Genomic DNA, 16,176 nt, shown 5'->3' with positions numbered 1-16,176 from the left:
CTCCTAGAAAAAACTTAATTTTGTTAATCCGTCCAACTTTTTGGGGTCATGTCAATTTGACACCCTTTTCTGTTTTAGTATTTTACTTATAACATCATTACACCAGGGATTTCTCCCACTTTTTTGTAATAGTTGACCACTTCGTCGGCATTGTTTACATAGTTTTCGATTGAGATCGAAGTGTATTTTCCTCCTGAAGATTTTTTCTCAGAAAACTTAGCTGAGGCATGAGTAAACAAGCCTTTTACCTTTTCAGCTTGGTCAGAATCAGATTTTACGATGAATTTGAAAGTATAAATGGACGGAAACTGTTCTACCTCAATCAATTTATCTTTGAAGTTTTTGTAAAAGTCCTGATTGTTGCTGTCGTCTTGTATGTCTTTGATGTTAATATTGTTGTTTAATTCTTCCATTTTTTCTTCTCCTTTCCCTTAAGTATCAATAAGTGTACCCAAGGCCAATATATGACAAAACGTTATATTTTTGGTTTTGTTTAATTTTCCATTGAAGTAGGTAATGATTTTTTTTGTGTTCCAAATTTTAGATTCGGTACATCAGTCATCTGGAATTCCAATGTTCCGCCCTTCAACATTTCATTATGGGTGATATATGTCTTTTTATATGGTTTTCCATTCAATGTAATGGATTTGATATAAATATTCTTTTTAGAATTGTTTTTGGCAATAATGCTGAACGTTTTGCCATTAGGCATGCTGATTTCAGATTTATCAAGAGCTGGACTTCCGAATACATATTCTCCATTTACCGGGGAAGCAGGGTATAAGCCCATCATCGACCAAACTGCCCAAGCGCTCATTTGACCAGCATCTTCATTTCCAGCATAACCATCTGGCCTTTCATGGTACATGGAATCTATAATGGCTCTAACTTTTTCCTGTGTTTTCCATGGTTTGCCTAGGTAGGAATACATGTAGGCAATATGATGGCTCGGTTCGTTTCCATGAGCGTATTGACCAATAAAACCACTTGCATCAGGAGATTGGTTTTCTCCAGTCATATAGGATGGGGCAGTGAATAAGGTGTCCAGCATCTTGTCTAGACCATCCTTTTTCGGGAACAATTTAGCTAAACCCCTAACGTCATGAGGGACAAAGAAGGAGTGTTGCCATGCATTTCCTTCGATATATTGGCTTTTTGAGAATTCATGTTCAGAATAGAACGGATCAAAGGGTTCCACGAATTTTCCGTTTTTCAATTTAGCCCGCATAAAACCAGAGTTAGGATCGAAAAGGTGAATGTAATTCTTAGCGCGTTTAGTGTATTCTTCAAACTCCTTTTTCTTTCCTAGTTTTTTGGCAACCAAGGAAATGCAATAATCATCAAAGGCGTATTCCAGAGTTGATGTCACTGATCCGCCGTTTACATCTTGCGGAACATATCCATATTCAATATAATCTGGAACTTCCCTGATTTTCTGATTTGCACTAGCTAGCATTGCCTTAAATGCTTTTTCCTGATCGATTCCAGGGATGTCTTTTAAAACAGCATCTGCAAGTACAGGGACAGCATGATAGCCAGTCATGGTATTGGTTTCAAAAGTGCTAAGGTCCCAAACCGGGAGCAATCCATTTTCATCATAAAAAGCTAACATGCTGTTCATCATGTCTGTGTAACGTTCAGATTGCGTGATGCTTAGTAAGGGTTTTAATGCACGGAAGGTATCCCAAAGTGAAAATAATGTGTAACGTTGGCCGGCATTATTCATTTTATGTAATTCCCCTTTGTAGTTCTTGTATTCACCATCTTTGTCTGAATAAAGGGTTGGGGAAACGGCAGTATGATATAAAGCAGAATAAAAGATTTTTTTTAGGGTTTCATCAGTGGATTCTACCTTGATTTTTCCTAATTCTTTTTCCCATTGGTTTTCGGCATTCGATTTAACCTGTTCAAAATTCCAATTTTGGATTTCATTTAATGCTTCAATTGCTTTTTCTGCTGATGTGGTTGAAAGAGCAACCTTGAGATCTACTTGATCTGTCTTTTGGAAAATAAATTGTGCATTTACTGCATTAACCGGGCCTTGTCTTGAATTGTTAAGTTGAGAAATCTGTTTTTCATTGGTTTTGTTCCCATTCAATAAATAAGAGTTAAATGGTTTATTGAAGCGGATGGCAAAATAAATATGCTGTTGATTTGCCCAGCCATAAGAATATCGTTTACCAATTGCTGTACTGTCGTTTAGGATCTTGATTTCGGTATCCATAGGTCTATCCCAGTTATAGGCATGTCCAAGGTCTAATCTGATCGTTGGTTCTGTGTTTTTAGGAAAAGTGTAGTTATGGAGTCCTACGCGTTCGGTAGATGTTAACCTAGCTTGTATCCCGTTGTCTAATCTCACTTCGTAATATCCCGGGCTAGCTTTTTCATTATTGTGTGAGAATTTTATTCGGGTGTCGCAGTCCTTTTTATTGACTGGTTGATTTAAGGGCATAATGGCAATATCCAGCCAATCGCCGATACCCGTTCCGCTGAGGTGCATATGGCTGAAACCAGCGATGGAATCTGCACTGTAATGGTAGCCACTCACCCAATCCCAACCATTCTTACCATTGTCGGGAGATAGTTGAACCAAAGAAAAAGGGACAGTAGCACCTGGGAAAGTGTGACCATGACCACCTGTACCGATAAAAGGGTCAACATATTTTGTATATTGCTGAGCGGCGACTTTGCATACAGGAAGAGACATTAATCCTGTTGCAAAAATAATTGCAAATGATTTATAATGTAATTTCATAAATGTCGTTATAAATAGTGTACAATAACAAATGTACGTTTTTAAACCTAATAAACCCTTTTAGCCAAATTTTTAGCAAAATCTTTAGCATAAATTTGCTAAAATTTAGCCGAGTTTATATATTTGATAGATTTTGAATTGCATTTTATTAACCTAACATGAGAAAACGAATTTTAATTAGTGACATTGCAAAGAACCTTGGGGTATCCGTGACGACCGTATCATTTATTTTAAATGGTAAGGCTAAGGAAAAAAGGATCAGTGAGGGTTTGACTAAACGGGTTTTGGACTATGTGAAAAAAGTGGGGTATAAGCCCAACCAATTAGCTCAGAGTTTGAGGACAGGTCAATCCAAGATTTTAGGCTTGATCGTTGAAGATATTTCCAATCCCTTCTTTTCCAATGTCGCCAAGTATATAGAAAGGATTGCCTACGACAATGGTTATCATATTATTTATTGTAGTATGGATAATGATGAGACCAAAGCAAGGGAATTAATCCAATTGTTTTATGATAGACAAGTTGATGGGTATATCATAACACCTCCTGAGGGACTGGATGATACGCTTTCGAATTTAATCAAGAATAATGTGCCATTGGTCCTTTTTGACCGCTATATTCCTCAATTAGAGACCCATTATGTGGTATTGGACAATTTTAATGGAGCATTTGAAGCAACTAGGCATTTATTGGAAAACCAGAATAATAAACGAGTTGGCTTTGTTTCTTTGTATTCTAATCAAACCCAGATGCGAGATCGACTAGATGGCTATATGAAAGCAATTGACGAGTTCCAACAACAGGCGTTTATTAAAAAAGTGAAGATTGATGAAAACGAAGATTCCTCAATAGATCAAATCCATGAATTTATCAGTGCCAATAATCTAGATGCTGTTTTATTTGCAACTAACTATCTGGCAATTGATGGTCTAAAAGCAGTGAAAAAGTATAGTATGAAGTTGCCAAATATGGTGGCGTTCGATGACCACACCCTGTTTAAGCTGTATGAGCCAGGCATCAGCGTGGTAACTCAGGATACTTCTGCCATAGCAAATGAGCTAATCCATACCCTATTAAATGAGATTAAGGGGAAAAACAAGGAATTACAGAAAATTGTAATCCCTAGTGAACTATTGGTTCGAGGTTCTTCGGTTATTTCTGAGGAGACGCTGGAACAAACTTCATTGAAATAGAATTGACACAGTGCCTAGTGTTTTTGGAGGTGAAGCCTTCGCCTTCAAAAACATGGCCCAAATGGGCCCCACAGGCAGCACAAAGGATTTCGGTTCTTCTGCCATCCGCATCAGTTTCTCTTTTTACTGCTCCTGGGATTTCATCATCAAAGCTTGGCCATCCGCAATGGGACTCAAATTTGTCTTCGGAATGGTATAAAGGAGCATCACATCGCTTACAAACATAAGTTCCCTTTTCTTTGTTATTCAGGAGTTGACCAGTAAACGGTCTTTCTGTTCCTTTATTAAGGATTACGTATTGTTCTTCGGGAGTTAATTCGTTGTATTTTTTGCTTTGTTCCATGGTTTCCACATTATTGTTTGATTGCGAATGAGCACAACCAGATAAAACAATTAAAATTAATATGCAATATATTGCTTTCATAAGGAAGCTAATTTACTAAAAAAAGATTATTGAAATATCAATTGAATGTTAATTTGTAATGATATAGAGCTATATAAAGCGTTCTATTTAGAATGATTATAAATTGATAAATTACGTCATCAAATTGTCAGGGATTGCTTAATAAGTTATACTTTTGTGCATTGTTTTGTACGGTATTGTGTACATGTACTGAAGAGTCAACAATTAATTATTACACATAAAATAGTATAAAGTGCTAAATATGAGAAATATCTCATCCGTTTTGGGAAGACTTGCGAAGTCAATATCAATCAGTTTGGTATTGTTATTTGCCGTTACTACTACCACGCAGGCGCAGGATGCTGCGAATGGTGCAGCGCTATTCAAGTCGAATGCGTGTAATTCATGTCACGCTGTAGGTAAGAAATTGACCGGTCCAGATTTGGCTGGTTTGTCTGAGCGTCGAGAAGAAGCATGGATTGTGAAATGGATCCACAACCCGCAAGGGATGATTGATTCAGGCGATCCACAAGCTGTTGAATTAAAATCTCAGTATCCTACAACAATGGCTCCTTATGCTGGCCTTTCAGAAGGTGATATTAAGGACATCATTGCGTACTTGAAGGCAGAAGAGGTGAAGTTAGCTGAGAAGAAGGCTGCTGGTCCTGCTGCTGGAGGTGCTGGTGCTGCAAGTTCAGATGCGAACAATTTGATGATTATCGGATTGATTGCATTGTTTGTAGTAGCTGTAGCTGTGATTTTTGCATTGAACAGAGTAACAAAAACTTTAGAACGTGTTATTGCTAATAACCAAGCGTCAATTGCTGAGGCTCAGGCGAAAAGTGAAGAGGAAGGCGAGAGTGGTTCTGTAAAATTTGCTAAGGCATTCTTAAAGAACAAAAAGTTGGTATTCTTCGTTGTACTGATGGTCGTTGGTTTATTGGGAGTTGCAGGTTGGAAAACCATGTGGAATGTTGGTGTTCACCAAGGTTACAAACCAGTTCAACCAATTAAATTCTCTCACCAAATTCACGCTGGTGTCAATCAGATTGAGTGTCAATATTGTCACGGTGGAGCATTTAAATCTAAAAACGCTTCGATTCCATCAGCAAACGTATGTATGAACTGTCACAATACAGTAACAGGTTCAGATCATTATGATGGTAACATTTCTCCAGAGATTGCGAAATTATACCGTGCAGTAGATTGGGATCCAGAAGCTAGAACGTATGGTACAAACACAAGACCTATCGAATGGGTTAGAATCCATAACTTACCAGACTTTGCATATTTCAACCACTCACAACACGTTGTAGTTGCTGGAGTTGAATGTCAAACATGTCACGGTCCAATCCAAGATATGGAAGAAGTTTACCAATATTCACCACTTACCATGAAATGGTGTATTGACTGTCACAAAGAAACTTCTGTGAACACAGACAATGCGTACTATGATCAATTGATCGAGGCTCATGATAAGCTGAAAAAAGGTGAGAAGATGACAGCAGCTATGATCGGTGGATTAGAGTGTGGAAAGTGTCATTATTAATAAATTAATTTAGAATAACGGAATCTTATATATAGCTTAAATGGAAAGCAATAAAAAATATTGGAAAGGTTTAGAGGAATTGAATCAAACTCCTGCTTTTGTTGAAGGAAGCAAGAGTGAGTTTGCTGAGCCTATTCCCGTAGAAGATGTGTTAAATGAAGCTGGTTTAAGTACCAAGACACCTCGTCGTGACTTTTTGAAAGCTTTAGGTTTTGGTTTAGGAGCTGTGACATTAGCAGCGTGTAACCGTACGCCAATTCACAAGGCAGTACCTTATATAATCAAACCTGAAGAAGTTACTCCAGGTGTACCAAACTTCTACGCTTCTTCCTTCAATGGTCAGAGTGTAATCGTTAGAACAAGAGAAGGAAGACCAATTTCATTGGAAGCAAATCCTAATGCAGTTGGCTTAAATCAAGGTACAGACGCTTCAACATCTGCATCTGTACTTGACTTGTACGATATGTCCAAATTACAAAATCCTCAAATTGGAGGTAAAGATGTAGATTGGGCAAAATTGGACCAAGCGGTAGTTGATGCATTGAATAAAGCACAAGCAGCAGGAAAACAGATTACAATTGTTTCAAACACAATCAATAGTCCTTCTTCATTGGCTGCTATCGCGGCATTTGCTGCAAAATATCCTGCAACTCAACATGTTCAAGTTGATGCAGTTTCGTACAGCGGTATCATTGAAGCCAATAGAGCTTCATTTGGTAAAGCAGTTGTTCCTTCCTATCATTTTGATAAAGCGCAAGTTGTTGTTTCAGTAGCAGCAGACTTTTTAGGAACTTGGGTAGCTGGAGAAGAACATACACAAGACTATATTAAAAACCGTGACTATAAATCGTTGAAAGGCGGAAAAATGTCACGTCATATTCAATTTGAATCAGGTTTATCAATGACTGGTTCAAATGCGGATGTTCGTATTGCAATCAAACCTTCAGAAGAAGGAGCAGTATTAATCAGCTTGTACAATGCCATCACTGGACAATCAGTTGCTGGCGGTACAAACAATGCGAAAGCAAAAACAGCAATTGCTCTTGCTGCTAAGGAATTGGTGAATGCAAAAGGTTCATCAGTGGTTGTAGCAGGATCGAATGATACCAATGTTCAAGCTTTAGCAAACGCAATCAATACAGCATTAGGGGCATATGGTTCAATCATTGACCTTGATAATTTCTCTAAACAACATCAAGGATCGGATTCAGCATTTCAAACTTTCTTAACAGCGGCTAAAGCTGGTCAAGTAGGTGTAGCTATTTTCTGGAACACAAACCCAGTTTATGACTACTTTAAAGCTGATGATGTAAAAGCAGCAATTTCAAAAATTGGTTATACAGTATCCTTAGGTGATCGTGCTGATGAAACTTCATCAGAATTGAAAGCTATTGCTACAAATAATACATTCTTAGAATCTTGGGGTGATGCTTCTGCAAAAGAGGGATTATTTACCATCGTTCAACCGACCATCAATCCAGTATTTAACACACGTCAAGCTGAACAAAGTTTGATCAACTGGGCTGGTGTCAACAAACCTATCCATGACTTCGTTAAGGAAAATTGGGAGACCAATATCTTAGCAGGAACCGGAAAAGTTTGGAAAGATGTACTTCAACAAGGTTTTGTTTATAAAGGTTCAAACACTGGTTCTTCCTATTCAGCTAACGTAGATGTCAATGCAATTGCTGCTGCAATTACAAATGATGCTAAACGTGTTGCTGGAGGGGTTGAATTAAAGATTTATGAATCTCCAAATATTAGAGACGGACGTTGGGCTAACAATGCTTACTTACAAGAATTGCCAGATCCAGTTTCTAAAGTAACTTGGGATAACTATGCAGCAATTAACCCAGCAGATGCTGAGGAATTAGGGGTTAAAGAGACCGGAAAAGTTACTGTTGAAGCAAATGGCTATAAAGTAGACCTTCCAGTGTTGTTACAACCAGGTCAAGCAAGAGGTACAGTCTCAATTGCAATTGGTTATGGTCGTACTAAAGTTGGTAAGGCAGGAAATAATGTAGGTGTTAATGCTTATCCATTTGCAAGTTTAGTAAATGGTACTATTCAATTCGCTGCAAAAGCTTCGATTTCAAAAGCTTCTGGAATTTATGAATTGGCTCAAACACAAACGCACCACACGATTGAGGGACGTAACATTATCCGTGAAACTACATTTGCTAATTACTTAAAAGATCCTAACTCTGAGTCTGGTCGTTTCTCTGATACGCACCAAACATATGATCTATGGAATAAATTTGAACAACCTGGTCACCGTTGGGTGATGGCAATCGATTTGAATGCTTGTACCGGTTGTGGATCTTGTATTGTTGCATGTAACGTTGAGAACAACGTTCCGGTTGTAGGTCGTGACGAGGTTCGCCGTCGTCGTGAAATGCACTGGTTGCGTATCGACCGTTACTATACCTTGAATACAGGAGAGGGCAAATTAACAAAAGAGAAAGAAATTGCTAAGGCAGCTGGTTATGACTACGAAGATGTATCGGTAGTTTATCAACCGATGTTGTGTCAACACTGTGAGCACGCTCCATGTGAGACCGTATGTCCAGTGTTAGCAACCGTTCACTCTTCAGAAGGTCTTAACCACATGGCTTATAACCGTTGTTTCGGAACACGTTACTGTGCGAACAACTGTCCATATAAAGTACGTCGTTTCAACTGGTTTAACTACTGGAATGATTCTCGTTTTGACAACTACTTGAACAACGAGTTTACACAATTAGTATTGAATCCAGATGTAACCACACGTTCTCGCGGGGTTATGGAGAAATGTTCAATGTGTATTCAACGTATCCAAGCAGGTAAGTTGCAGGCTAAAGTGGAGAACCGTAAAGTGAAAGACGGAGATATCAAAATGGCTTGTCAAGCGGCATGTTCGGCAAATGCAATCATCTTTGGTGATGCAAACGATCCGGAGTCAGAAGTTTCAAAAGCATTACGTAATGAACGTGTTTATTATGTGCTTGAAGAAATCAACGTACAACCAAATATTGGTTATATGACGAAGGTAAGAAACACATTTGAAGCATAATTTATTCTAGACTGAAATAAAATAACTATGTCATCGCATAACGAATCAATATTAAGAGAACCATTAATCACCGGCAAGGATATCACCTATGCAAAGATTACAGATGATATCTTACTTCCGGTTGAAAATAAACCAAACAAAGCGTGGTGGATCGGTTTTACCGTAGCTGCATTAGGCGCAATGTTATGGGTTGTAAGTGTTGGATATACGTTCTGGACGGGTATCGGCGCTTGGGGATTAAACAAAACAGTAGGTTGGGCATGGGATATTACCGACTTCGTATGGTGGGTAGGTATTGGTCACGCCGGTACCTTGATCTCCGCTGTATTATTAATATTCCGTCAGAACTGGCGTAACTCCATTAACAGATCGGCTGAGGCGATGACAATCTTTGCCGTAATCTGTGCTGCTACTTATGTAGTAGCTCACATGGGACGTCCTTGGTTGGCTTACTGGATTTTCCCATTACCAAATCAATTTGGATCCCTATGGGTTAACTTTAACTCCCCATTGGTATGGGACGCATTTGCGATCTCTACCTATTTCACTGTATCATTAGTATTCTGGTACTGTGGTCTATTACCGGATATCGCATCGGTTCGTGACCGTGCTTCTGGTATTAAGAAAAGAGTTTATTCTATTTTATCATTTGGATGGAATGGATCAGTAAAAACTTGGCAACGTTTTGAAATTGTTTCCTTGATCTTAGCTGGTATTTCCACACCATTAGTACTTTCTGTACACACTATTGTATCCATGGACTTTGCTACATCGGTAATTCCTGGATGGCATACGACAATCTTCCCTCCATATTTCGTTGCAGGGGCGATTTTCTCAGGCTTCGCGATGGTACAGACCCTATTGTTGATCTTACGTAAAGTAATGAATTTTGAGGATTACATTACTATGTTCCATATCGAAGCCATGAACAAGATTATCATGACTACTGGTTCAATCGTAGGTATCGCCTATTTAACTGAGTTATTCATTGCATGGTACTCAGGTTCTGAATACGAGATGTATGCATTTGCTAACCGTATTGCTGGACCATATGCTTGGGCTTACTGGGCGATGATGACATGTAACGTAATTTCTCCTCAGTTATTCTGGTTCAAGAAAATTCGTACAAGTATTCCTATTTCTTGGATTTTGTCTATCGTTGTGAACATCGGTATGTGGTTTGAGCGTTTCGTAATTATCGTAACATCATTACACCGTGACTACTTACCATCATCATGGGCAATGTTCTACCCAACTTGGGTTGATGTAGGTATCTTCGTAGGATCTATCGGATTGTTCTTTACTTTATTCTTATTATTCCTTCGTTTCTTACCAGGTATTGCGATTGCAGAGGTTAAGTTGTTGTTGAAAAGCTCAAGCTTACAGCATAAAACTAAACTTGTTCAAGAAGGTGCATTCCCTGAGGAGCAAGTTGAATACTTCAGAGATTCATTGGATAAATACGATACAGTTACAGAAGCGGACATTAAGGCATTACATCAAAAATAATAGCAATGAGCAATACAAAATATATACTAGGTAGTTTTGCTGATCCTGATGAAATGATGCATGGGATTGACAAGTTGCAAGCAAACAATATTAGCATTTACGACTGTTTTACACCGATGCCAATCCACGGGATTGAGGCGAAGTTGGGTGTAAGACCTTCCAGATTACCCATTGCGGCTTTTATTTTCGGAGCATTGGGAACAGTTTTAGGATTTAGTCTTTTGTTTTACACCATGTCCTATGACTGGCCTATGAATATTGGTGGAAAACCATCAATGCCATTGCCAAACTTTGTTCCAGTAACATTTGAGGTGACAATTTTATTATGTGCCTTGGGTATGGTTGCAACATTCTTTTTCCGTAACCATTTATTTCCAGGCCGTGCACCACGTGTGATGGACTTGAGAGCTACGGATGATCGTTTTATTATTGCAGTAGATGCAAATGAAAATACTGACCATGCGTTGATCGATGGCTTGTTGAAAGAAGCAGGAGCAGTAGAAGTTAAGTACAATGAAAGAAAATATGTTAGTTATGAATAAAAGGAATTTTCTTGGAACTGTATGTGTTGCTGTCGCTTTAGCAGCAGTTGTTTCTTCATGCGGAGATGGCACCACTCGCAGTGCAGGATGGGAATTCTCACGTAATATGTATGATCCAATTGCTTTTAATCCGGATCAGCCAAATAAGAATTTTAAGAATAATAGTACAGCTCAAACTCCACCTCAAGGCTCTAATCCTATCGGATTTGATCGTTTTGACTATGGAAACTCTGTTGAAGAATATGAGCGTGCGGGATTGGAATTAAAGAACCCTTTAGTTGTCAATCCAGCTCACTTAAAAGAAGGAGAGGCTTTATACTTGACGTACTGTGCAGTTTGTCATGGTAAAGATGGAGCAGGTGATGGTGCTATTACAAAAGATAGAGAAGTTGAGGATTCTAGAGGCAAAAGAGCTCTAGAGAATTTCCCTCCGCCACCATCATACCATAAATCAGCTGGAACTCCATCTTCAAGAGGAGGTCAAATGTCTGAATTGACAGATGGAAAGATTTACCATACAATTACTTATGGATATAATGCGATGGGTTCACACGCTTCGCAACTATCTCCAGAGGAGCGTTGGAAAGTGGTAATGTATGTTCACGAATTGCAAAAAAAATAATTTAACATCGAATATTATAAATGGGAACTCACAATCATCATCACGATTATAATTTCAGCGAGCAATTTAAATTCGCAGGTATCGCCAAGGTCCTGAGTTTAGTTGCAATCGTTGTAGGGATAGCCGCAATTGCAATTGGCTTACTATCAAGTGACCATATAATGGTTGAGCGTACATATGCCAATTTATTATTGATGGGATATTATTTTACTTGTGTTTGTGCAGCAGGAGCTTTTTTCGTTGCCTTACAATTAGTAACTCAATCAGCATGGTCTGCAGGTTTAATCCGTATTCCTCAGGCAATGGCTAGTATCCTTCCAATTGCTTCCGTGATTCTATTAATCATCGTAGCGTTAGGATTGAATACACATAATTTATACCACCACTGGCATGCAGATGGATTGACTGATCCAAACAGCCCTAACTATGACAGTTTAGTTGCTGGAAAGTCTGCTTTCTTAAATGTACCAGGATTCTTGATCCGTCAGATTATTTTCATGGGTAGTTATAGCATTTTTGCCTTTATCCTTGCAAAATTATCTTACAACGAAGATTTAGCAGGTGGCTTAAATTCATATAAAAAGAGCTTTAAATTATCCGCAATATTTTTGGTAATCTTCGGATTTACTACTCCAATCTGGTCATTTGATACCATTATGTCCTTGGAGGCACACTGGTTCTCTACTATGTTCGGTTGGTACAACTTTGCAGCAATGTGGGTTAGCGGATTAGCTGCTATTACGGTTATCTTAATCTTGGTTAAGAAAGCTGGTTATATGAACTGGGTAAATGAAAACCACTTACATGACTTAGGTAAATTAATGTTTGGTTTCTCGATTTTCTGGACTTATGTATGGTTTGCTCAATTTATGTTGATCTACTATTCAAACATTCCAGAAGAAACTGTTTATTTCTATAAACGTTGGGAACCAGAATATAAGCCATGGTTTTGGATAAATATTGTTATTAACTTTGTGGCTCCATTATTACTATTGGTAGACCGTGACGCAAAACGTAAGCAAAACATGATGTTGTTTGTTTCTATCGTCTTGTTGTTAGGTCACTGGTTAGACTACTATATCATGGTAATGCCTGGTACAGTTGATGCACACCGTGGTTTTGGTTTCATTGAAATCGGTACTGCAATAGGATTTGTTGGAATCTTTACTTTCTTAGTTCTTTCGAAATTGAGCAAACATGCTTTGGTACCGAAGAACCACCCGTTCTTGGATGAAAGTTTACACCACCAAATTTAATAGAGATTAAGTTGAAATAACGTTCAAACGTGTTATAAGAGATGAAGTTTAAATTACATAACAGATTTAAGTCCTTATTTGGAGGCTTATTAGCTATTAACCTATTGTTTGCTGCTCCTGCAATGGCTACCATTCAGGAACAAGCAGCTGATACAGCGAAGGTTGAGCAAGCGGCAACACCTGCAGTAACTGCAGATTCGGCTGCTGCACCAGCTGATAGTGCTGCTGCGGCTCCTGCTGCAACAGACTCAGCTAGCGTTTCAGCATCTAGTACTTCAAGCAGCACAGTAACTCCGGCTGCTTCAACAACTAAAGAAGAGAAGAAAATTGATCCTCAGGTTTACAAAAACTTGACTTACTATATTTTACTTTTCTTGGTTTTATGTACTGTGGTTGCAGTTATCGGAAAGGTACAGTCGATCTACGTATTGACTAAGAAAGTAAATGGAAAATACAATCCTTTGGCAAATAATACACTACAAGCAGTTTTATTATTTGTTTTCTTGGTTGGATTTTTAGGATTTGTGTATTACGGATATGCAGTTTGGGGAAGCTGGTCATGGAGACCTGCGGCGACCGAGCATGGTAAGGATATTGATAGAATGTTCATCATCACTACAGTTATCATTACTATCGTATTAGTATTGGTTCATATTTTATTATTGACCTTTACTTTTATCTATAGAATGCGCGCAAAACGCAAAGCATATTTCTATCCACATAATGATGCTATTGAAAGATTATGGACCATTGTTCCAGCGGTAGTATTAACTATCTTGGTATTGTTCGGTTTCTTTACTTGGAGATCAATCACCAATATTCCAGAAGATCTAAAAAAATCAGCTTTACAGATTGAAGTTTTAGGTGAGCAGTTTATGTGGACAGTTCGTTATCCAGGAGCTGATGGTGAATTTGGAAAACGTAATTACAAATTGACAACTCCTTTGAACTCTTACGGTATCGACTATAATGATAAAACAGCATGGGATGATGTTAAAGGTGATGAAATTGTAATCCCGGTTAACAAACCAGTGCGTTTCCACATTATGTCAAAAGATATTATCCACTCATTTTATATTCCTGATTTCCGTGTTCAAATCAACGCAGTACCAGGAATGACCAACTACTTCCAGTTTACACCAACCATCACTACTGATGAGATGCGTGATAAGATGAATGACCCGCAATACAACTTCGTTATGTTATGTGCGAAGATCTGTGGTGAATCTCACTACAACATGCAAAAGAATGTAAGAGTGGTTACCGAAGTTGAGTACAAAGAGTGGTTAAGCAAACAAGCTAAATTCTTCACAGAAGACCTTCAAAAAGAGTTTGCTCAAACAGAGGGAGAGAACACTGAGAAGAACGACCGTATCGCGGCTTCAATAAATTAAATATAACAGAGAATTTAAATAGAATATGTCAACTACAGTTATATCGCACGACGCAGCTCATCACGGATCACATGATCACCATCATGAGACGTTTTTGACGAAGTATATCTTCAGTCAAGATCATAAGATGATTGCTAAGCAGTTCTTGATCACTGGTATCATAATGGCGGTTTTCGCTATGATCCTGTCGATTTTATTCCGTATTCAATTAGCATGGCCTGATCATGAGTTTCCAATTCTTGAGGTTTTCTTGGGAAAATGGGCTGAAGGTGGTCGAATTAGACCGGACTTCTTCCTGTCATTGGTAACTATTCACGGTACCATGATGGTATTCTTTGTATTAACAGCAGGTCTATCAGGTACGTTCAGTAACTTATTAATCCCTTATCAATTGGGTGCCAGAGATATGGCTTCTCCATTGATGAACATGTTATCATACTGGTTTTTCTTTACAGCTTGTGTGATCATGGTCGCTTCTTTCTTTATCGAAAGTGGTCCCGCATCTGCTGGATGGACAATTTATCCTCCACTATCAGCGGTTCCAAAAGCTATCGCAGGTTCTGGATTAGGTATGACCCTATGGTTAATTTCCATGGCTTTATTTATTGCATCACAGGTATTAGGAGGTGTTAACTATATCTCTACAGTATTGAACATGCGTACTAAAGGTATGGAATTATGGAAAATGCCTCTTACGATTTGGGCATTCTTCTTAACAGCTATCGTTGGTTTGTTATCTTTCCCAGTTTTAGTTTCTGCAGTAGTTTTATTATTCTTTGACCGTTCAGTAGGTACTTCCTTCTATTTGTCAGATTTAGTTGTTCAAGGTACAATCCTTCCAAACGAAGGTGGTTCTCCAATTTTGTTCCAACACTTGTTCTGGTTCTTAGGACACCCTGAGGTATATATCGTAGTAATGCCTGCATTAGGTTTAACATCTGAGGTAATTTCTACAAACTCTCGTAAACCAATCTTTGGTTACCATGCGATGGTTTATTCATTAGTTGGTATTACTGTATTATCTTTCATCGTTTGGGGTCACCACATGTTCGTAACAGGTATGAGTCCATTCTTGGGAGGTGTATTTATGATTACCACGTTGATCATTGCTGTTCCTTCAGCCGTTAAGGCCTTTAACTATATTGCAACCCTATGGAGAGGTAACATCCGTTTCACTCCGGCTATGATGTTTGCAATTGGTATGGTTTCTTTCTTCGTATCTGGAGGTTTAACAGGATTGTATTTAGGTAATGCTGCATTAGACATCAACTTACATGATACTTACTTTGTAGTTGCTCACTTCCACTTGGTAATGGGTTCAGCATCTATCTTTGGTATGTTGTCAGGAGTTTACCATTGGTATCCTAAAATGTTCGGACGTATGATGGACGAGCGTTTGGGTTACTTCCACTTCTGGTTGACATTCATTGGTGCTTACTTGGTATTCTTCCCAATGCACTTTATGGGTATTGATGGAGTTCCTCGTCGTTACTATGCTTTCACTGAGTTTCCATTTATGGAAAAATGGGTTTCAGTTAACTTGTTGATCACTTGGGCGGCTATCGTTTCAGCTGTTGGACAAGTTGCTTTCTTGTGGAACTTCTTCGGATCCATCTGGTGTGGAAAACGTGCTCCGCAAAACCCTTGGGATGCAAATACATTGGAGTGGACTACTCCAGTAGAACATATTCACGGAAACTGGCCAGGAGAAATCCCAACAGTATACCGTTGGCCTTATGATTACAGTAAACCTGGACATGATGCAGATTTCATTCCTCAAAGTACTCCACTGTCACAAACAATGAGCTCAAACTTATTGCATGACTGGGAAGGAAATGAAGAGGGTATTGAAGCTCAAAAGGTTTACAATCGTGAGCATAACAGAGAAGAAGAAGGGTAGG

At 38.6% G+C, this 16,176-nt stretch carries 12 protein-coding genes; 9 read left to right on the top strand and 3 right to left on the bottom strand.

The window, feature by feature from the left end; genetic code table 11:
• Positions 1–86: 86 nt before the first annotated feature.
• Both RT138_RS15040 and RT138_RS15035 read right to left on the bottom strand, forming a co-directional pair.
• The gene (locus RT138_RS15040; RefSeq protein ID WP_313191333.1) at positions 87–413 is read right to left on the bottom strand and encodes a DUF493 domain-containing protein; all 327 of its coding nucleotides are present in this window, start codon (positions 411–413) and stop codon (positions 87–89) included.
• 80 nt (positions 414–493) lie between these two features.
• The gene (locus RT138_RS15035) at positions 494–2,755 is read right to left on the bottom strand and encodes a GH92 family glycosyl hydrolase (protein ID WP_313191332.1); all 2,262 of its coding nucleotides are present in this window, start codon (positions 2,753–2,755) and stop codon (positions 494–496) included.
• A 158-nt stretch (positions 2,756–2,913) separates the two neighbouring features.
• Here RT138_RS15035 and RT138_RS15030 point away from each other — a divergent pair, with 158 nt between their 5' ends.
• On the top strand, positions 2,914–3,948 hold the full coding sequence (locus tag RT138_RS15030; RefSeq protein WP_313191331.1) for a substrate-binding domain-containing protein: 1,035 nt from the start codon (positions 2,914–2,916) through the stop codon (positions 3,946–3,948).
• On the opposite strand, the gene RT138_RS15025 is transcribed toward RT138_RS15030, so the two are convergent.
• Entirely contained in the window at positions 3,908–4,372 is a 465-nt protein-coding gene (locus tag RT138_RS15025; protein WP_313191330.1) for a methionine-R-sulfoxide reductase, read from the bottom strand. The genes RT138_RS15030 and RT138_RS15025 overlap by 41 nt on opposite strands.
• 241 nt (positions 4,373–4,613) lie before the next feature.
• Between RT138_RS15025 and RT138_RS15020 the strand changes: the two genes are divergently transcribed.
• From RT138_RS15020 to RT138_RS14985, 8 genes are read left to right on the top strand one after another with little or no spacing between them, the layout of a single operon-like run.
• The gene (locus RT138_RS15020) at positions 4,614–5,900 is read left to right on the top strand and encodes a cytochrome c3 family protein (RefSeq protein ID WP_185211317.1); all 1,287 of its coding nucleotides are present in this window, start codon (positions 4,614–4,616) and stop codon (positions 5,898–5,900) included.
• A 40-nt stretch (positions 5,901–5,940) separates the two neighbouring features.
• Positions 5,941–8,952, top strand: coding sequence for a TAT-variant-translocated molybdopterin oxidoreductase (locus RT138_RS15015; protein WP_313191329.1), 3,012 nt, complete (start codon positions 5,941–5,943; stop codon positions 8,950–8,952).
• Positions 8,953–8,979: 27 nt separating this feature from the next.
• A complete protein-coding gene (gene nrfD, locus RT138_RS15010) occupies positions 8,980–10,461 on the top strand; it encodes an NrfD/PsrC family molybdoenzyme membrane anchor subunit (RefSeq protein WP_185211315.1) in 1,482 nt (493 codons plus the stop codon).
• A gap of 5 nt (positions 10,462–10,466) precedes the next feature.
• Positions 10,467–11,003, top strand: coding sequence for a DUF3341 domain-containing protein (locus tag RT138_RS15005; protein WP_185215891.1), 537 nt, complete (start codon positions 10,467–10,469; stop codon positions 11,001–11,003).
• Complete coding sequence (locus tag RT138_RS15000; RefSeq protein ID WP_185211313.1) at positions 10,975–11,625, top strand: c-type cytochrome; 651 nt, start codon at positions 10,975–10,977, stop codon at positions 11,623–11,625. Before RT138_RS15005 ends, RT138_RS15000 begins: the two co-directional genes overlap by 29 nt.
• A 20-nt stretch (positions 11,626–11,645) precedes the next feature.
• A complete protein-coding gene (locus RT138_RS14995) occupies positions 11,646–12,881 on the top strand; it encodes a quinol:cytochrome C oxidoreductase (RefSeq protein WP_185211312.1) in 1,236 nt (411 codons plus the stop codon).
• Between the two features lie 41 nt (positions 12,882–12,922).
• A complete protein-coding gene (locus RT138_RS14990) occupies positions 12,923–14,275 on the top strand; it encodes a cytochrome c oxidase subunit II (RefSeq protein WP_313191328.1) in 1,353 nt (450 codons plus the stop codon).
• A 25-nt stretch (positions 14,276–14,300) separates the two neighbouring features.
• Positions 14,301–16,175 (top strand): cbb3-type cytochrome c oxidase subunit I, encoded by a 1,875-nt coding sequence (locus RT138_RS14985; RefSeq protein WP_374670187.1) that lies wholly within the window; start codon positions 14,301–14,303, stop codon positions 16,173–16,175.
• Position 16,176 lies beyond the last annotated feature (1 nt).

Origin of the sequence: Sphingobacterium sp. (genome assembly GCF_032065005.1) — a bacterium.
Taxonomy (GTDB): Bacteria; Bacteroidota; Bacteroidia; order Sphingobacteriales; family Sphingobacteriaceae; genus Sphingobacterium.
Note: the sequence above shows the minus strand (reverse complement) of the source record. Positions and strands in the feature narration are given on the sequence as shown.